Consider the following 18,772-nt stretch of genomic DNA (forward strand, 5'->3'; position numbering starts at 1 on the left):
CTTCTCGTCCATGTCGATGAAGTCGATGACGATCAGGCCGGCGAGGTCGCGCAGACGAAGCTGGCGCGCGACCTCTTCGGCCGCCTCCAGATTGGTCTTGAGCGCGGTGTCCTCGATATGGTGCTCGCGCGTCGAGCGTCCGGAGTTGACGTCGATCGAGACCAGCGCCTCGGTCTGGTTGATCACGATGTAGCCGCCGGAGCGAAGCTGCACGGTCGGGGAGAACATCGCGTCCAACTGGCTCTCGACACCCATCCGCGAGAACAGCGGCTGGCCGTCGCGATACTGCTTCACCGCGCTCACATTGGCGGGCATCAGCATCTTCATGAAGTCGCGTGCTTCGCGGTAGCCGGATTCACCGGCAACCTGAATTTCGTCGATCTCCTTGTTGTAGAGGTCGCGCAGCGAGCGCTTGATCAGCGAGCCTTCCTCGTAGACGAGGGTCGGGGCCTGCGACTTCAGCGTCAGATCGCGCACCGTCTCCCACATCCGGATCAGGTATTCGAAGTCGCGCTTGATCTCCGGCTTGGTGCGGGAGGCGCCGGCCGTGCGCAGGATGATGCCCATGCCCTCGGGCACGTCGAGATCCTGCACCACTTCCTTGAGGCGGGAGCGGTCCTGCGCGCTCGTGATCTTGCGGCTGATGCCACCGCCGCGGGCGGTGTTGGGCATCAGGACGGCGTAACGGCCGGCGAGCGACAGATAAGTGGTCAGCGCCGCGCCCTTGTTGCCGCGCTCTTCCTTGACGACCTGCACCAGCATGACCTGGCGGCGCTTGATGACTTCCTGGATCTTGTACTGGCGGCGCGGCCGGAAGGTGCGCTCAGGCACTTCCTCGAGCACGTCGTCACCGCCGACGGATTCGACGACTTCCTCTTCGGCTTCCTCGCCGTCCTCGTCGTCGTCATCCTCTCCAGTTGCTTCCGCGGCGTCGGCATGGGGCGCTTCGGCAGCGTAGACCGCATCGGCCGGTTCCGCTTCCGACGTCACGGCCTCGGCTAGCGTCTCGGCGTGCGCTTCGGAGCCGTGAGCGTCGAAGCTTTCAGCCTCATGCGTCTCGGCGACGGCATAGGTCGCGACGACGGGCTCTGCGCCTACCGCTGCGACCGGCGCAGGTGTCTCGCCGGCATGGTCGTGATGATCGTGCTCGCCGTCATGACCGTGGTCGTCGTGATCATGATGGTGGTCGTGATCGTGCGCGTGATGGTGGTCATCATCATGGGCATGATGATGATCGTCATGACCATGATCGTCATGATGGTGGTGGTCGTGATCGTGGTGGTCGTGCTCGCCGTGATGCTCGGCATCCGCGTGCAGGTGCTCGCCCTCGTGCGCTACACCCTCGGCGTGTTCGTGGTGCGACTCGCCGTCGACCGGCTGCGCCGCGGGATCTGCACCGGCTTCGAGACCTTCGACGACGTCGCTGCGGACGCGCTCGCCGTGACCGCGGCGGCGGGCATTGCGATGGCGCGAACGGCGGCGGCCGTGCGAACGATTCTCGCTCTCTTCCTCGGCCTCGCGATGGGCCTGCTCTTCGGCCTCGATCAGCGCCTGCCGGTCGGCAACCGGGATCTGATAGTAGTCGGGATGGATTTCGCTGAAGGCGAGGAAGCCGTGGCGGTTGCCGCCGTATTCGACGAAGGCGGCCTGAAGCGAGGGTTCGACCCGCGTGACCTTGGCGAGGTAGATGTTTCCGCGCAGTTGCTTGCGTTGCGCGGTCTCGAAATCAAACTCTTCGACGCGATTGCCGCGGACCACGACGACCCGGGTCTCTTCCGGGTGGGTGGCATCGATCAACATCTTGTTGGGCATGTCTTAACTCTTGGCGGCGGCGGGCGCGATTCACCGTGGGCGCGAAGAGCGCTGCCGGGTGACGCGACGGTCCACCTGATTCGGGGGTGAGGGGAAGGCCGAAACGCCCGCTCTGTCGCCTTGCCGAACCGGAAGCCGAAGACCCGAAGCGGCGCGCGGGAGTTTCACTCCGCAGCGTCGCGAACGGTCCTTCAGAATTGGTCGGCACAGTCTGGCGCATCAAGCGTCGGCCCGTATGAAACATTGGGCGGCGGGGCCGCCCCTCAATCAGTTGCTGTTGGCCAGGCATGGCGCGGAAGCGCTCGTCCTGATGAAGATCACAACCGGTCCCTTGGGATTAAGGGATCGGGTAACGGGCTACGTCGCTGTCCGAACTGTCCCGGAAACGCGAGTGGTAACCAGGAACCGTCTGCCGCCGGGGCTTGGCCCGCTCCACCTCGCGGCCGCGCACTGCGCTGGCCTTAGAAGGGAACGGAAAACGCTGGAATCCCCAAAACCTTGAGAGTTCCGGCGCTGCACCGGGAGGCTGAATGCGACACAACCGAAAATATTGGCCGTCAGCATTCCGTACATACGAGGAATAGGCCATCCGTGCAAGGGAGCGTCGCACGCCGGTCACAGTCGCCGAGTTTCGCGTGGATGTCATTAAGGATCGATTAACCCTGTGGTTCTATTGCGTTAAAAAAGCTGCTCGGAGGCACGGAATTGGTGGCGAGCCGCACAAATCAATGGGCTTTGGTGGGATGCGCATTGTTGTGCGTCGCCGCATTGCCATGGGTCGATTCCGCCCGTCTCAGTGCGGCGGAAGGCCAGCCGCAACCCTCTGTTGCGGTAGCGAATTTTCCCGTCGCCTCGGCCGCCCGGCTGGCTGGTGATGCCAATCAGACTCGCTTCATTCTCGATCTCGACCGGACCGTGACGTTCCGTGCCGTCACCCTGGCCGACCCTTACCGGGTGGTCATCGACGTGCCGCAGGTCAATTTCCAGCTTCCTGCAGGCACCGGCAGCGGGCGAGGCCTGGTTAAGGCCTTCCGCTACGGGCTCGTGATGCCCGGCGGCTCGCGAATCGTGTTCGACCTGACGGGGCCGGCCAAGATCGCCAATTCCTATGTGCTGGAGGCTGCCAACGGCCAGCCGGCGCGGCTCGTGCTCGAGCTGGAGGAGATCGACCGGGCCGCTTTCCTGCAGGCGCTGGCTCCGGAAAACCGGCCCGAGTTGCGGCCGGCGATCGCCGACGCACCGCCCGCCACGATTCCCGTGGCTCCGGTCGCGGCGCCTTCGAAGCCGGCGGTTCCGGCCGACGGGCGGCCGGTGGTCGTGATCGATCCCGGCCATGGCGGCATCGACAATGGCACGCAGTCGAGCGGCGAAAGCGAGAAGAACCTGGTGCTGGCGTTCGGCCTTGCGCTGCGCGACCGGCTGGAAAAGACCGGCAAGTACCGCGTGGTGATGACGCGGGACGACGACACCTTCATTCCCCTCAACGATCGGGTCAAAGTCGCGCGCAACCTGAAGGCCGCCTTGTTCGTCTCGATCCATGCCGACGCGCTGCCGCGCGCCGAGGGCGATGCGCAGGGCGCCACGATCTACACGCTCTCCGACAAGGCCTCCGACGCCGAGGCCGAACGGCTGGCGGACGCGGAAAACCGGGCCGATGCCATCGCCGGCTTCAATCTCGCGGAGGAGCCGACCGATGTCGCCGACATCCTGATCGACCTCACGCAGCGGGAAACGCGCACCTTTTCAAACCGTTTTGCCCGCCTGTTGATGGGCGAAATGAAGTCGACCGTCCGGATGCACAAGCATCCGCTGAAGTCCGCCGGCTTCCGGGTGCTGAAGGCGCCCGACGTGCCCTCGGTTCTGGTCGAAATCGGCTATGTCTCCAACAAGGGCGATCTTGAGCACCTCGTTTCCGAAGGCTGGCGGTCCCGCGCCGTGGGCTCCATGGCCCAGGGCATCGATGCGTTCCTCGCCAAGCAGATGGCCACGGCAGGGCCCGCCAATTGAGAAGGGAATTTTGTAACCCGCTGTTAAGCCCTAGTTTGGCCACAGCGGGCGCTCTATAAAAAACGCCGCAGGGGGTTCCGGAATCGACGAGAATCCCGCTCGGCAAGCGTCTTCAGGTCCGGCGCCGAAGTGATTGAGTAGGCCGGTGAATTCGCGACGTAAGGATGGCGCCTGTTGTCGGCGCCTTGGGCTGATCCAGGATTTGAACGGATAAACAGATAATGCGCTTGCTGGTGCGGTTCATGGGTTTCCTGTTCGCCGCGGGAACGGTGGTGTTCCTTGTCGGTGTCGGTGCCGTGGCAGGCCTGATCTGGCATTTCTCCAAGGACTTGCCGGATTACTCTCAGCTTCAGGATTACGAACCGCCGGTGATGACCCGCGTGCATGCGGTCGACGGCTCGCTGCTCGGCGAATACGCCAAGGAGCGGCGGCTGTATCTGCCGATCCAGGCCGTGCCGAAGCTCGTGATCAACGCCTTCCTCGCGGCCGAGGACAAGAATTTCTACGAGCACGGCGGCATCGACTACACCGGCATGGCGCGCGCCGGCCTCGTATATGTCCAGAACTACGGATCCAACCGCCGTCCGCAGGGCGCCTCCACCATCACGCAGCAGGTGGCCAAGAACTTCCTCTTGACCAACGAGGTCTCGTTCGCCCGCAAGATCAAGGAAGCCTTGCTGGCGATGCGGATCGAGAAGACCTATTCGAAGGACAAGATCCTCGAATTGTATCTGAACGAAATCTATCTGGGCCTCGGCGCCTACGGCATCGCAGCCGCCTCGCTGGTCTATTTCGACAAGTCGGTGAACGAGCTCACCGTCGCGGAAGCCGCCTACCTCGCGGCGCTGCCGAAGATGCCGGCGACCCTGCATCCGGTGCGCAACCGCGATCGCGCCATCGAGCGCCGCAACTACGTGATCGATCGTCTGCAGGAGAACGGCTGGATCAAGCAGGCCGACGCCGAGAAGGCGCGCAAGGAGCCGCTGGTCGTCACCAACCGCTCGAACGGTGCCCACACCTTCGCCGGCGAATATTTCGCCGAGGAAGTCCGCCGCGACATCTTCGAACGCTACGGCGAGAAGAAGCTGTATGAAGGCGGCCTGTCGGTCCGCACCACGCTGGATCCGAAGATCCAGGTCATGGCGCGCAAGACCATGGTCTCGGGTCTCGTCAATTACGACGAGCAGCAGGGCTATCGCGGCGCCATCAGCAAGCTCGATACGTCGGGCGACTGGGGCGTGAAGCTCGCCGAGATCAAGTCGCTCTCCGACATTTCGCCATGGCGCATGGCCGTGGTGCTGGAAACCAGCGACCAGTCGGCGCGCATCGGCTTCCAGCCGAGCCGCGAGCTCGGCGGCGCCGTCAGCAAGCAGCGCGAGACCGGTATCGTCACGCTCGACGGCGTGCGGTGGGCGAGGGCGGCGCAGGGTGCCTCGCGCGGCAAGGCGCCCTCGGCGGTGTCGCAGGTGCTGCAGCCCGGCGACGTCATCTATGCCGATCCGCTCTACAAGGACGGCCAGCCCGTCGAGGGCCAGTACCGGCTGCGCCAGATCCCCGAAGTGTCGGGCGCGATGGTGGTGATGGACCCCTGGACCGGCCGCGTGCTCGCGATGGTCGGCGGCTTCTCCTTCGACCAGAGCCAGTTCAACCGCGCCACCCAGGCCTACCGGCAGCCGGGTTCGTCGTTCAAGCCGATCGTCTATTCGGCCGCGCTCGACAACGGCTACACGCCCTCGACCGTCGTGCTCGACGCGCCGATCGAAATCGACCAGGGCCAGGGCGCCGGCGTGTGGCGGCCGGAGAACTTCTCCTCGGGCAAGTTCCAGGGACCGGTGACGCTGCGCAACGCGCTGAGGCAATCGCTCAACACGGTGACGGTGCGCCTCGCGCAGGACATCGGCATGCCGCTGATCGGCGAATATGCCCGCCGCTTCGGCGTCTATGACGAGCTGCCGAACTATCTCTCCTACGCGCTGGGCGCCGGCGAGACCACGGCGATGCGCATGGTGACGGCCTATTCGATGATCGCCAATGGCGGACGCCGCGTGAAGCCGACCCTGATCGACCGGATCCAGGATCGCTACGGCCACACCATCTTCAAGCACGACCAGCGCGAATGCCGCGGCTGCGATGCGCCGGGCGGCTGGAAGAACCAGGCCGAGCCGCAGCTCATCGACCGCCGCGAGCAGGTGCTGGACTCCATGACGGCCTATCAGATCACCGAGCTGATGGAAGGCGTGGTCCAGGCCGGTACCGCGACCGCGGTCAAGGAGGTCGGCAAGCCGATCGCCGGCAAGACCGGCACCACCAACGAGGCCAAGGACGCCTGGTTCGTCGGCTTCTCGCCCGACGTCGCGGTCGCCATCTACATGGGCTACGACAAGCCGCGTCCGCTCGGCAAAGGCAACGCCGCGACCGGCGGCCATCTGGCCGCGCCGATCGCGCGTGACTTCCTGAAGCTCGCGCTCGCGGACAAGCCGGCGGTCCCCTTCAAGGTGCCGGCCGGCATCAAGCTGGTCCGCGTCGTCGCCAAGACCGGCATGCGCGCCGGGCCGGGCGAGACCGGCGGAACCATCCTCGAAGCCTTCAAGCCCGGCACCGCGCCGCCGGACAACTACTCCGTCATCGGCGTCGCCGATGCGGATGGCCGCTTGCCGCAGCAGGCCCCGCCCGACTCCGGATTCTTCATGCGTCCGGGCACCGGCGGGCTGTACTAGCGGATAACGACGGCGAACGGACGAGCGGGCGGTTGCGCTTTGGCGCCGCCGCCGCTACATCCCCGTTGCAATCAGAGGCGGAAACAATTCCGCGAGACCAGAGAACGACATGCGCGCCGAAATCGAACGGTTGGTAGAAGAGATCAAGCAGTCGGTCGGGCTGCTGAGGAGGCATCTTTGACGTCGAGAAATCGACGGCACGCCTCGCTGAGCTGAACAAGCTCGCAGAAGATCCCAATCTCTGGAACGACCCCCAGAAGGCCCAGAAGCTGATGCAGGAGCGGACCTCGCTGGAGGATTCGCTCAGTGGCATCGGCAAGGTCGAGCAGGAACTCGAAGATGACATCGGCATGATCGAACTCGGCGAGGCCGAGGGCGATGCGGGCGTCGTCGCTGAAGCCGAGGCCGCGCTGAAGAACCTCAAGAAGGAGGTCGCACGGCGCGAACTCGAGGCGCTGCTGTCGGGCGAGGCCGATCGCTTCGATTCCTATCTCGAGGTTCACGCCGGCGCCGGTGGCACCGAGAGCCAGGACTGGGCGCAGATGCTCTTGCGCATGTACACGCGCTGGGCCGACACCCACGGCTTCAAGGTCGAGGTGCTGGAAGAGTCCGAGGGCGAAGAGGCCGGGATCAAGTCCGCGACCATCCAGGTCTCCGGCCACAACGCCTATGGCTGGCTGAAGACGGAAGCCGGCGTGCACCGCCTCGTCCGCATCTCGCCGTTCGACTCCAATGCGCGGCGGCACACCTCGTTCTCGAGCGTGCAGGTATTCCCGGTCATCGACGACAGCATCAAGATCGACATCAAGGAGTCCGACGTCCGCGTCGACACCATGCGATCGGGCGGCGCCGGCGGCCAGCACGTCAACAAGACCGAATCCGCGGTGCGCCTCACGCACATCCCGACCGGCGTCGCGGTGGTCTGCCAGGCCGGCCGCTCCCAGCACAAGAACCGGGCCCAGGCCTGGGACATGCTGCGCGCGCGCCTCTACGAGATCGAGCTGAAGAAGCGCGAGGAGAAGGCCGCGGCCGACCAGGCCGCCAAGACCGACATCGGCTGGGGTCACCAGATCCGCTCCTACGTGCTGCAGCCCTACCAGATGGTGAAGGACCTGCGCACCGGCGTGCAGACCTCCGACACCTCAGGCGTGCTCGGCGGCGATCTCGACGACTTCATGGCCGCGACGCTCGCGCAACGTGCCTTCGGCACCACTGCCGGCGACGTCGAGGACGTCGACTAGCCATGGCCCGCGTCGCCTTCATCGGATTGGGGCGGATGGGGCACGGCATGGCCGGCCGCTATCTCGATGCCGGATTCACGGTGACGCTGTGGAATCGCAGCAGGGCCAAGGCCGAAGACCTGATCGCGCGCGGAGCGCGCTGGGCGACGTCTCCCGAGGATGCCGCGATCGATGCCGATGCCGTCGTGACCATGGTCGCCGACGACGAAGCCTCGCGCTCGGTCTGGCTCGGGCCGAACGGCGCAGCCAAGACCGCGAAGGCCGGCACCATCGCGATCGAATGCTCCACGGTGTCCCATGACCATGCCCGCGAGATGGCGCGCGAGCTGAACGCGCTGGGGCTGATCTACATCGACTGCCCGGTGACGGGATTGCCGGACGCCGCGGCTGCCGGAAAGCTGACGCTGCTGGTGGGCGCCGACGCGGCCGATCTCGAACGCGCGCGGCCCTATCTCGATCCGATCGGCTCGACCATCCGTCATTTCGGCGCCGTCGGCTCCGGCACGGTCTACAAGCTCGTCAACAACCTCATGGGCGCGATCCAGATTGCCGGCCTTGCCGAGGGGCTGGCGATCGCCGAGCAGGCCGGCCTCGACATGGATCTGGTGCTGGAGTCGATCCTGTCGGGCGTCGCCGCGAGCCCGCAGGTGCAGCGTCACTCCCGGCGCATGGTCGCCCGCGACTTCAGCGGCGCAACCTTCACTGCGGCGCTGCGGCACAAGGATGCCGCCTATGCCGTGAAGCTCGCCGAAGACCTGCTCGCCGACAAGCCGCTGGTCTCGCGCGCCGCCGTCGAATCCTACGCGCAGGCCAAGGCCGCGATGCCCGACGACGATGAAGGCAGGATGATCGAATTGGTCTCGCGGCCGAAGCATTCGAGCTAGCCGCGCATATCGGCACCGGTCCATCCGCGCCCGCTGCTTCTGCGCGGACATCCAGACCGCATCGGAAATCGGGTGGCCGGATGTGCCCACCCCGGATTAAGCGGCGGGCTCGGCCGCAAGGGTGAGTTGGATGTCCCCGAACGACAGCAGGATCGACGCGCGGGACTGGTCGCTGCTCGCGGTGCTCTCGATCCTGTGGGGTGGCTCGTTCTTCTTCAACGGCGCCGCTCTGCGGGAGTTGCCGCCATTCACGCTGGTGTTCCTGCGCGTCGCGATCGGCGCCGCCATCCTGCTGCCGCTGCTGCGCGTGCAGGGGATCGGTCTTCCCACGAGTATCGCCGGCTGGCGGCCGTTCGTCGTCATCGGGCTGCTCAACAACGTTATTCCCTTTTCGCTGATCGTGGCCGGGCAGACCCTGATCCCGAGCGGACTGGCGTCGATCCTCAATGCGACGACGCCGCTCTTCGCCGTGGTCGTGATGGCGGCGGCCGGCGAAGAGAACCTGCAGATGCGCCGCGTCGCCGGCGTGGCGCTGGGGCTCCTCGGTGTGATCATCCTGAGAGGGTGGAGCGCCGAGACGCGGTCAGGGCAGGGGCTCGGCATTCTTCTGTGCCTCGGCGGCGCCTTCAGCTATGGCCTTGCGGCCCTTGCGGCGCGGCGCCTTTTGAAGGACTCGCCGCCGCTCGGTACGGCGACTTTCCAGCTGATGGCTTCGACGGTGATGATGGCGATCGTCGCCGGCGCGATCGAGCAGCCCTGGCACTTGCCGATGCCGGGGATCGCGACCTGGCTCGCCGTGCTCGGCCTCGCCGGCCTGTCCACCGCGCTCGCCTATATCGTGTTCTTCCAGATCCTGCGGCGCTCGGGCGCAACCAATGTCATGCTGGTGACGCTGCTCATTCCCGTCACCGCGATCCTGCTCGGCTGGCTCGTGCTCGGCGAGCCGATCGCGCTGCGCGAGATCGGAGGCGCCATCGTCATCGGCAGCGCGCTGCTGGTGATCGACGGACGCGTGCCCGGCATGCGGCGTCGCACCTGAGGTTTCCGAACCTCCGTTTCATCTCACGGAAAATCGGGGTGCTTGCCAGCAGCGAGTCTCCTTGCGACACTCTCCTCAAAACAAGACTACAAAATTGGGGAGAGAACGATGCCGGGTCGTCGGATAAGCCTTGTTGCCCTCGCCATTCTTGCCGCCGGAGCGCTCGCAGCGACACCGGCCCCGGCGCAGAAGAAATACGATCCCGGCGCCAGCGACACCGACATCAAGATCGGCAACATCATGCCCTACAGCGGGCCGGCGTCGTCCTACGGCGTGATCGGCAAGACCGAGGCGGCCTATTTCAGGATGATCAATGACCAAGGAGGGATCAACGGCCGCAAGATCAACTTCATCAGCTATGACGATGCCTATTCGCCGCCGAAGGCGATCGAGCAGGCACGCAAGCTCGTCGAGAGCGACGAGGTGCTGCTGATCTTCCAGCCGCTCGGCACGCCCTCGAATTCGGCGATCATGAAATACATGAACGCCAAGAAGGTGCCGCAACTCTTCGTCGCCTCCGGTGGAACCAAGTTCGGCGATCCCAGGAACTTCCCCTGGACCATGGGCTTCCAGCCCAACTACCAGAGCGAGGGGCGCATCTACGCCAAGTACATCCGCGATCATTTCCCGAACGGCAAGATCGCGGTGTTCTGGCAGAACGACGATGCCGGCAAGGACCAGTTCAAGGGCTTGAAGGATGGTCTGGGCGACAAGGCGAACATGATCATCGCCGACAAGTCCTACGAGGTCAGCGATCCCTCGATCGACTCGCAGATCGTCGCCTTGCATGATTCCGGCGCCGATATCTTCTTCTCCTGGGCCGCACCGAAGGGTTCGGCGCAGGCGATCAGGAAGGTCGGCGAACTCGGCTGGAAACCGAAATTCTTCCTGGCCAACACCGCGACCTCCGTCGCCTCGGTGCTGAAGCCCGCCGGGCTCGAATATTCCAAGGACATCATCTCGACCGCCTATCTGAAGGACCCGACCGATCCGACCTGGGACAAGGATCCGGCTGTGGTGAAATGGCGTGCATTCATGGACAAGTATTATCCGGACGGCGACAAGGCCAACGCCAACAACATCTACGGCTATGTCCAGGCCGAAGCGATGGTGCAGGTCCTGAAGCAGTGCGGCGACACGCTGACCCGCGAGAACGTCATGAAGCAGGCGGCGAGCCTGAAGGACTTCCATAGCGACCTGATGCTGCCGGGCATCATGGTCAACACCTCGGCGGACGACTATTTCCCGATCGAGCAGATGCAGCTCATCCGCTTCAACGGAGAGGCGTGGGAGCTGTTCGGCGATGTCATCACCGGCGAGGTCGGCCACGCGCGCAGCCAATAGTCAGGGCTGGCGGGAAATCCCGCGTGCGGCACCGGCCCGCAGCGCCATGCCGCCGGCGACGCCGACACCGAGCACGTACATCCAGCCTTCGTGGAAATCGGACAGGTGCGAGTTCAGAAGCGAACTCGTGATGTTCTGAACGACCACGACGAGGCCGATCCAGGCCGCGAGGCCTGCGCCGCTGAACAGGCGGAGATGGGCGATCCACATCGCGTAGAGCAGCACGACGCCGAGCAGGCCCCACTGGACGGCAAAATTGAGGGTCTGGTTGTGCGGATTGTTGACGATCTCGGTGTCGAGGCTGCTCGTGCCGGTCGCGGCGCGTTCGAACTGCCGCTTGATCGATCCGGTGCCGTGACCGATCCATGGCGCTTCGAGGAAGGCTGACGCCGATTTGCGCCAATAGGTCAGCCGCTGTGCCGTCGAGGCATGGCTGATGTCCTCATGGCCGTGCCGGTATTCGACGGCGATGTCGGTGATGCGCTGGCGCAGATAGGATGATGTCGTCCAGGCGAGCGCGCTTGCCGCGACGGCGCCGGCGAGCAGCACGAGCGCCGCACGCCGGCTCAAGTGCCGCCAGGCGAACAGCAAGAGAAGAACCGGGATACACAGCAGCGCCGTGCGGGCCGAGGCGACGAAGACCATGTTGGTTGCGAACAGCAGGATCAGCGCCAGGCAGGCGACCGTCGCGATCCTGCTTCCGCCGCGCCAGAAAATCAGCGCGGGTAGCGCGAGCGCGAAGGCGCACAGCGTGAATTCCTGACTCTGGTCGATGTAGTTCTTGACCGGCACGCCGGCCGACACCGTCGCGGTGATCTTCCAGGCGGGGTCGAGCAGCACGATCCACGACAGCACGGCAAGCAATGCGCATGAGGCGAGAAACGCGAGACAGACCCAGAAGCCGCGTTGCGAACGGCTGAAATGGTAGAGCAGCGGCGGGATCAGCACGAGCTTGGCGATGGGCTTGATCGCGTGCAGCCGGTCCGGCCATGCGCCATCCGACCAGAGTGTGCCGACGAGGGCGAGAAGGAGGAACGCGAAGGGCAGGGCAAAGGCGGGACGGGCCAGACTGCGCGCGTAGTCGCGCCAGTCGATGGTCGGTGTCACCGCGAGCAGCCAGAGGCCGACGAGGATCGACGGCGCCGTGGTAGACCAGGGAAGCGAGGCCGCCATCAGGGCGGCAAGCACGTCGGCGGCCGAGAGCAGCGCGCCGGAGCTGCGCCAGGCTTGCCATCGCGCATCCACTGGCCGTGGCTCGGCGACGCCGGACCACGCTGAGGGTGTGGCAGTCATGGGGCTGCCTATTGCGCGGCGATCAGGCGTTCCGCGGGCATCTCGCGCCCGAGGAAGTCGCGTGCCTGGGTCTGGTAGCCGAAACGCTCGGCGAGCTCGCCGCGCCGCGCCTTGATCCTGCCGCGCCATTCTTCCTGCCGTGTGAGCACGCGGGTCACGGAGGCGGCGATCGACTCGGTCGAGAACGGATCGAAATAATCGGCGAGTTCGCCCGCGACCTCGCGGAATACGGCAATGTCGGAGCACAGCACCGGCGTGGTCGCGGCCAGCGCCTCGATGATCGGCACGCCGAAACCTTCGGCGAAACTCGGCATGATCAGGCCATGTGACTCCGCGATCAGGGCGGCCTTCTCGTGCTCGTCGACATAGCCGGCGAAGCGGACGTTCGGCGGAAAATTGCGCATGCGGCCGATCTGTCCGGCATAACCGATCACGATGAGATCCGCCTGTGGCAGGTTGCTGAAGGCGCGAATGACGGTGGCGACGTTCTTGCGCGGCTCGTTCGAGACGATGACCACGAAGCTCGGCCGCCCCGGACGCCCCGACGGGGCTGGCAGTGACAGGACATCCGGGGCGTCGAACCGGGTGCGGGGATACACGACCCGCGCCGGTAGGTGCGCAAATTGCGGTAACAGGTCCCTGAACCGCATCATGCTATAGTTTGAAACGAAGGCGAGCTCGTCGGCCTGGCGCAGGCTGGTGAAGAGTCGCGAGAGGAAAAGCCGTGTCGCGACGTCGCTGAGCTTCAGGTCCGTGAGCGGCAGCAGGTCGTGAACGACGCAGATCACCTTGGCGTCGGGCCTCCGCTTGATCGCCACGCGCGTGGGCGTATCCACGACGATGACGTCGTAGTCGCGCGCGTCGATCTGCGGCGGCGGCAGCAGGAAGAAGGCGGAGGAATCCTGGTAGCTGTAGAATCCCGGTTCGAGCTGGAAATCGCGGAACAGCTCGAGATGGCGCAGATCCGGCGGGATGTATTCCAGCGCCGCGGTCTTGTTCTCGATCAGGCGGGCGTGCAGGCCGCGCAGGCCGATCGCGCGCAGGAAGCAGACCACGTAGTCCCATGACACCGACATGGTCGCCTTGTGGCGCACCCAATCGAGCGTGCGGCGCAGCCCGTTGCGGGCCGGCGGCTCGGCCATGTTGATCTCGTCGAGGAACCGGTACAGCGCGAGCAGCTCGATGTTGCGTGATTGCGTCGGGAACAGCTTCGTGCGCCGTTCGCGCCGCCTGAGCTTGCGGTAGCGCCGCGTGGTTTCGACCAGAAGGGTCAGCTCGTGCCCCTCGGCCGCAAGCGAACGCATCAGCTCGCGGGTGAAATGAAAAATGCCGCGCTTGTGGTTGGGTTCACCGAGCGCTTCGGATACGACCAGGATGTTCTGTTTCATGCGCGTTTCTCGCGAAACTCGAAGGCGTGGGTGGTCGGCAAATCGACGGGGACGGTCGAGGCGATACGGCCGCGATCGAGGTTGACGATGCTGGTGCAGGTCCGGCGCAGCAGTGGCTGGTCGTGCGAGGCGATGATCACGATCGCAGCCTGGGAGACGAGGTTCTGCAACCGGGCCTCGGCCTTCTCCGCGAAATGCTCGTCGACCACACTGAGCCATTCGTCGAGCAAGAGGATGTCGGCCGGGAAGGCGGTGGCCGTGGCGAACAGCACGCGCATCAGCATGCCGGACGAGAACATCCGCAGCGGCAGCCGCTGCATGCGCTCCTCGAGTTCGGTGAAGGCCCAGATGTCGTCGATCACGGCCCGCGTCGGCTTGCGCCCACCGATCCGCAGCAGCAGGGCGATGTTGTCCTCCGCCACGAAGTCGAGATTGACGCCGGCGTTCAGGCCGAGCAGGGGCACGATGTTGCCCCTGACTCTGACGCTGCCGCCGCTCGGCGGATAGACGCCGGCGATGAGCCGCAGCAGGGTCGATTTGCCGGAGCCGTTGGGGCCGGCAAGCCCTATGCGTGCGCCGGCCTCGGCTTCGATCGTGACATTGTCGACGGCGCGGATGACCCGCATTCCGCCCTGCTCGCGGATGAGGTGACCGAGCAGTCGCCGCTTCAGCGAGAAGTCGTACGCGCCGTAGAGCGGATAATCGAGACAGACGTTGCGCAGGCTGATCGTGGCCATGGGTCAGATCCAGAATGCGGCCTTGCGCAGGTGCACCAGCGTCAGCACACTCGCAACGATCAGCAGCGCCAGCGCGATCAGGACATAGATGATGCTGGTCGCGTCGACATGGGCGCCTGCGAGCGGTTCACGCCAGACTGCGAACAGATGCGTCAGCGGATTGAGCCGCATCACCGTGGAGCTGTGGTTGATCATCTCTGCCGACCAGATCACGGGCGAGGCGAGGAAGGCGAGCATCAGGGTGGACTCGATGATCGGCTTGAGATCGCGATACCGGGTCGCCATCGCGCCGAGCACGAGGCTGAGGGCAATCGTGCAGGCGACGAACAGCAGGAGCCCCGGGAGTGCCGCCAGCGCGTGGGAGAGATCGTGCGGCGAGAGGATGAGCCACAGCACCAGTGGCACGCAGGCGTTATGAAGCGCGAACAGCGCCTGGCGGAACGTGCATTGGAGCAGGAAGATTACCGGCGACAGCGCGCGGTCGCGGATCAGGCTCGCGGAGTTCTGGAGCGCGGTGGTGGCATCGAGCACGACGCTGTTGAGGAAGGTCCAGGCCGTCATCGACAGCGCGAGCATCGGCAGGCGCGCCAGCATGTCGCCGTTCGAGATCTGGCCGATGACCGACCCGAGCACGGCGACCACGATCGCCATCTGCAGCGACATCCAGAATGGACCGAGCAGCGAGCGGACATAGCGGTGGCGCATGTCGGACCAGGCCAGCGCCGCCGCGATCCGGACGGTATCCAGCCAGCCGGTCGCCGGTTCCTGGGGCGGCTCCGCGATCGTCGGGCTCTGGCTCGACGTCGCCGCGACGGCGTCGCGATAGACGGTCTCCATGCCCTGCCTGAAGGCCGCGGCGGAATAGCGGGTGACGGCCCGCGTCCGTGCTGACAAGCCCATGCGGCGGCGGCGCTCGGGGTCGCGGATCAGCGTGTCGATGGCCTCGCCGAGCTGTTCGGCATCGCCGGGCTGCACCGTGATCGCTTCCATGCCGTGGCGGGCGACGCGGGGCACGGCGGTGTCGAGCGCCGTGTTCACGACCGGGCGGCCCGCGGCCATGGCCTCCAACTGGACCAGGCCGAAGGTTTCGGCATTGGTCACCGACGGCATCACGAAGACGTCGGAAATGCACATCAACTTGATGCGCTCGCAATCGTTGACCGAACCGAGCAGATTTACGCGGTCACCGACGCCGAGCTCGCGGATCAATTGCTCGAGTCTCGGCCGCTCGGTGCCTTCGCCGATGATCCAGACCTCGAACTGGCGATTGACGGCGGCTCGGATCAGAACGTCGAATCCCTTGTAGGGGACGAGCCGTCCGCAGGCGAGCACCAGCCGTCCGCGATCGTTGACGTGATGGGGTTCGATCTTCGGCCAGTCATAGGTCGTGGTGTCGATGCCGAACGGCACGACGTGGCATTTGTCTTCGAATTCGCGCAGCAGCGGCGTGTTGTCGACCAGCACGCGATCGGAGACGATGATCGCCCTGGCTTGCCGCAGCGTCCGCCGCATCAACGGCTCCACGAACCAGCGCAGGCCGGCGTGCGTGACGATGTCGGCGTGCCAGTGCACGACCAGCGGCCGCTTGCGACCGAGCCCGAAGGCGAAGACGAGATCGGCGAGCGGGAAGGGAGCATGGAGCGCGAGCAGGTCATGTTCGGCGATCCGGCGCCACAGCCGCCAGGGATAAGTGGGAGCGGCCGGCAGCGACAGCAGATTGCCGAACGAGTGCACGCGCTCGACCTCGACCTCGTCGATGGTCTCGCGGCGCTCGGTCGATTGCGAGCAGACCAGGATGGCCGAAGTGAAGCTCTCCTTCAGGCTCGCGCAGATGTCGCGGATCACCGTGAGCGTGCCGCCGAACAGATCGGGATAGTAGATCTTGAAAATGTGCAGCACCGACGGGCGGCGCGTGGATTGGCTGACGGGGGTCATGGCGGCGATCAACCTGCGAAGAGGCCGGCGACGAACGGCGCAGCCAGGACCGAGATGAAGATCACGCCGCGCAGCAGCGCCGGCAGTATCGGCTGGAGCGCGCCACCGTAGGCCCGTTCGGGGGCCGGCACGGCACGCAGTGAACTGGAATTGCGGACCAAGCGGTCAGCCATGGGTATCTGTCCCTTTACGTCGCGCCCCTCAGTGGCCTCCCGTATATGTGGGAAAATTTACCACGTCAATCACAGAAAGGGAAAAAGTGGGATTGTGTCCCACGCGAGGCGTCGATACAATTCAGACATGAATGCCAAGTCCGGGTCCAAGGTGGCTGACAAGTCGACGTCGCCACAGCCGAATGCTGCTGGGAAGCTGCACGCGCCGCTCGCGCGTCTGCTGCGCCCGCTGGTCCGGCTCTGCATCCGCAGCGGCATGACTTTCCCGGCGCTGGCGCAATTGCTCCGCGAGCTCTTCGTCAACGTTGCCGAGCACGACTTCGCGCTGGAGGGAAAGGAGCAGACCGACAGCCGCGTCAGCCTGCTCACCGGAATCCATCGCAAGGAAGTGGCGCGGCTGCGCGGCGCCGGTGCGCCCGTGAACGAAACGCCGGCGGCGGTGTCGCTGACGAGCGCGGTGATCGCGCGCTGGCTCGCCGCACCGGAATTCACCGATGCGAAGGGCGAGCCGCTCGCCTTGCCGCGCACGGCCGAGGGCGATGCGCCGTCATTCGAGCAGCTCGTCGCCTCCGTCACCAAGGACGTGCGCCCGCGCGCGGTGCTGGACGAATGGATCGACCGCGGGCTCGTCACCATCAACGGCGATGACGAGATCGAGCTGGTCGAGGCCGCCTTCGTTCCGAGCGGCGAGGACGACAGCAAGTGGCACTATCTCGGCCGCAACCTGCACGACCATATCGCGGCCGCCGCGCAGAACGTCTCGGGGCCGGCGCCGCGATTCCTCGAACGCGCGGTGCACTACAACAACATCTCGCCGAAACTCGCGCGGCGCCTCGAAGCGCGCTCGCGCGAGCTGGCGATGGACGCGCTGAAGACGGCGAATCGCGAGGCCAACCGCGCGCTCGCCAAGGACAAGGGCGGCAACGCGCGCTGGAACTTCGGCATCTACATCTACGCCGAGGATGCCGATGACGAGGATGGCGGCGGAAAGGAAGGCGGGTCGCCATGAGCCGGCCGCCGCTCGTCTCGCGACGCCTGCTGCTGGCCGGATTCTGGCTCGCCGGCACGGCGATCGCACGCGCGCAGGTCAGGCGCGGCACCGATCAGGGAATCGGCGGCACCGGCATCACGCGCGGCGATGATCACGGCATCGGCGGCACCGGCATCGTCGGCGTGATCCAGCGTTTCGGCAGCATCTACGTCAACGGCGAACGCGTCACCTATGCGAGCGACGTCCCCGTCAGGATCGATGGCGAGGCGGCCAGCCCGAAGGCGCTGCGGATCGGCCAGCTCGCGCGCGTGGTCGCGACCCGTCAGGCCGACGGCACGCTCGTCACCCGCAACATCACGATCGCGAGCGAGGTTTCGGGGCCGATCGAATCGGTGAAGGGCAACGAGCTGACGGTGCTCGGCCAGAAGATCGTCGCGAGCGCCAAGGAGGCCAAGCTCGCCGCTGGCACGCAGGTCGCCGTGTTCGGCCTGCGCCGCACCGACGGCGTGATCGTGGCAAGTCTGGTCGAGCCGCGGCGCGAGGCAACCGAACGCGTCACCGGTGTCGTCGAGCGGGGCGCGGACGGCCTGCACATCGGCGCGCTGAAGCTGAACAACGTCGATCCGTTGCTGGTGGGCCAGCGGGTCCAGGTCGAGGGCAGCGCGATCCAGGGGACGATGCAGGCGGCGCGCACGCGGATCGACGATTTTTCGGATCTCGTCGGCGCGAGCCGCCTGTCGATCGAGGCCTATGTGCAACGTGCGGGGGCGAACCTGCAGCTCGGGTCGGGGCTTGTGGCCCGTGACAGCTCGCGCTTCGGTCCGGCCGCAGGCGAGGCGCGGGTGGTGCTCAACGGCGCGTTCGATCGGGCGCGGGGCCTTCAGGTCGATTCGGCTCAGGCGGTCGCCCATGTGCCGGGATCGCCGGGGCAGGCTCCCGGTGGCGGCAATCCCGGGCGGTCGCCGGGCGGCTCGATCCTGCATCCGAATCAGAATCCGCCCAATCCCGGCAGCCAACCCGGAGCGCCGGGTGCGCCTGTGCCCGGATCGAGCCCGAACACCGGCCCCGGCTCTGCGCCCTCGGGCCAAGGCGGCCCGTCGGGACCCGGCGGTCTCGGTTCGCCCGGCGGTCCGATGGGACCCGGCGGCGGAATGGGTGGTGGTGGCTTTGGAGGTCCCGGAGGCGGGCGGCGCTAGGCCTAGCCGGAGCGC

Annotated in this window: 14 protein-coding genes; 8 read left to right on the top strand and 6 right to left on the bottom strand. The window is 65.9% G+C overall.

Translation table 11 applies throughout. From position 1 onward, the window contains the following. A partial coding sequence (locus QM712_RS06870; protein WP_415022320.1) for an Rne/Rng family ribonuclease occupies positions 1-1,812 on the bottom strand: 1,812 nt, incomplete at its 3' end. Between the two features lie 708 nt (positions 1,813-2,520). Between QM712_RS06870 and QM712_RS06875 the strand changes: the two genes are divergently transcribed. From QM712_RS06875 to QM712_RS06900, 6 genes are all read left to right on the top strand, one after another. Beyond that, positions 2,521-3,819 carry an N-acetylmuramoyl-L-alanine amidase gene (locus QM712_RS06875; RefSeq protein WP_415022321.1) on the top strand — a complete coding sequence of 433 codons (1,299 nt, stop codon included), beginning with the start codon at positions 2,521-2,523 and terminating at the stop codon, positions 3,817-3,819. A 221-nt stretch (positions 3,820-4,040) separates the two neighbouring features. Then, the gene (locus QM712_RS06880; RefSeq protein ID WP_415022322.1) at positions 4,041-6,536 is read left to right on the top strand and encodes a penicillin-binding protein 1A; all 2,496 of its coding nucleotides are present in this window, start codon (positions 4,041-4,043) and stop codon (positions 6,534-6,536) included. A 109-nt stretch (positions 6,537-6,645) separates the two neighbouring features. Next, positions 6,646-7,777, top strand: a protein-coding gene (gene prfB, locus QM712_RS06885; RefSeq protein ID WP_415022323.1) for a peptide chain release factor 2 whose coding sequence is annotated in 2 segments (ribosomal slippage) — positions 6,646-6,714 and positions 6,716-7,777 — 1,131 coding nt in all. Because the reading frame shifts where the segments join, the coding sequence is not laid out codon by codon here. 2 nt (positions 7,778-7,779) lie between these two features. Then, entirely contained in the window at positions 7,780-8,661 is an 882-nt protein-coding gene (locus QM712_RS06890) for an NAD(P)-dependent oxidoreductase (protein WP_415022324.1), read from the top strand. 130 nt (positions 8,662-8,791) lie between these two features. Next, entirely contained in the window at positions 8,792-9,700 is a 909-nt protein-coding gene (locus QM712_RS06895) for a DMT family transporter (protein ID WP_415022325.1), read from the top strand. A 108-nt stretch (positions 9,701-9,808) separates the two neighbouring features. Beyond that, positions 9,809-11,044 (top strand): ABC transporter substrate-binding protein, encoded by a 1,236-nt coding sequence (locus tag QM712_RS06900; RefSeq protein ID WP_415022326.1) that lies wholly within the window; start codon positions 9,809-9,811, stop codon positions 11,042-11,044. Here the strand turns inward: QM712_RS06900 and QM712_RS06905 are convergent, their stop codons facing one another. From QM712_RS06905 to QM712_RS06925, 5 genes are read right to left on the bottom strand one after another with little or no spacing between them, the layout of a single operon-like run. Further along, positions 11,045-12,337: an O-antigen ligase family protein gene (locus QM712_RS06905; RefSeq protein ID WP_415022327.1), complete on the bottom strand. Its 1,293-nt coding sequence runs from the start codon at positions 12,335-12,337 to the stop codon at positions 11,045-11,047. A gap of 8 nt (positions 12,338-12,345) precedes the next feature. Next, positions 12,346-13,725, bottom strand: a complete 1,380-nt coding sequence (locus tag QM712_RS06910; protein WP_415022328.1) for a glycosyltransferase family 4 protein — start codon at positions 13,723-13,725, stop codon at positions 12,346-12,348. Further along, positions 13,722-14,462: an ABC transporter ATP-binding protein gene (locus tag QM712_RS06915; RefSeq protein ID WP_415022329.1), complete on the bottom strand. Its 741-nt coding sequence runs from the start codon at positions 14,460-14,462 to the stop codon at positions 13,722-13,724. The genes QM712_RS06910 and QM712_RS06915 overlap by 4 nt, the downstream gene beginning before the upstream one ends. Positions 14,463-14,465: 3 nt before the next feature. Then, the gene (locus QM712_RS06920) at positions 14,466-16,397 is read right to left on the bottom strand and encodes a glycosyltransferase (protein WP_415022330.1); all 1,932 of its coding nucleotides are present in this window, start codon (positions 16,395-16,397) and stop codon (positions 14,466-14,468) included. Between the two features lie 8 nt (positions 16,398-16,405). Continuing rightward, entirely contained in the window at positions 16,406-16,570 is a 165-nt protein-coding gene (locus tag QM712_RS06925) for a hypothetical protein (protein ID WP_415022331.1), read from the bottom strand. 127 nt (positions 16,571-16,697) lie between these two features. On the opposite strand from QM712_RS06925, the gene QM712_RS06930 reads away from it, so the two are divergent. Together QM712_RS06930 and QM712_RS06935 are read left to right on the top strand one after the other, a co-directional pair. Further along, positions 16,698-17,579 carry a DUF6502 family protein gene (locus QM712_RS06930; RefSeq protein ID WP_415022332.1) on the top strand — a complete coding sequence of 294 codons (882 nt, stop codon included), beginning with the start codon at positions 16,698-16,700 and terminating at the stop codon, positions 17,577-17,579. Beyond that, positions 17,576-18,757: a DUF5666 domain-containing protein gene (locus QM712_RS06935; RefSeq protein ID WP_415022333.1), complete on the top strand. Its 1,182-nt coding sequence runs from the start codon at positions 17,576-17,578 to the stop codon at positions 18,755-18,757. Before QM712_RS06930 ends, QM712_RS06935 begins: the two co-directional genes overlap by 4 nt. Positions 18,758-18,772 lie beyond the last annotated feature (15 nt).

The sequence above is a fragment of the Bradyrhizobium sp. genome (assembly GCF_047605465.1).
In the GTDB taxonomy this organism is placed as follows: domain Bacteria; phylum Pseudomonadota; class Alphaproteobacteria; order Rhizobiales; family Xanthobacteraceae; genus Bradyrhizobium.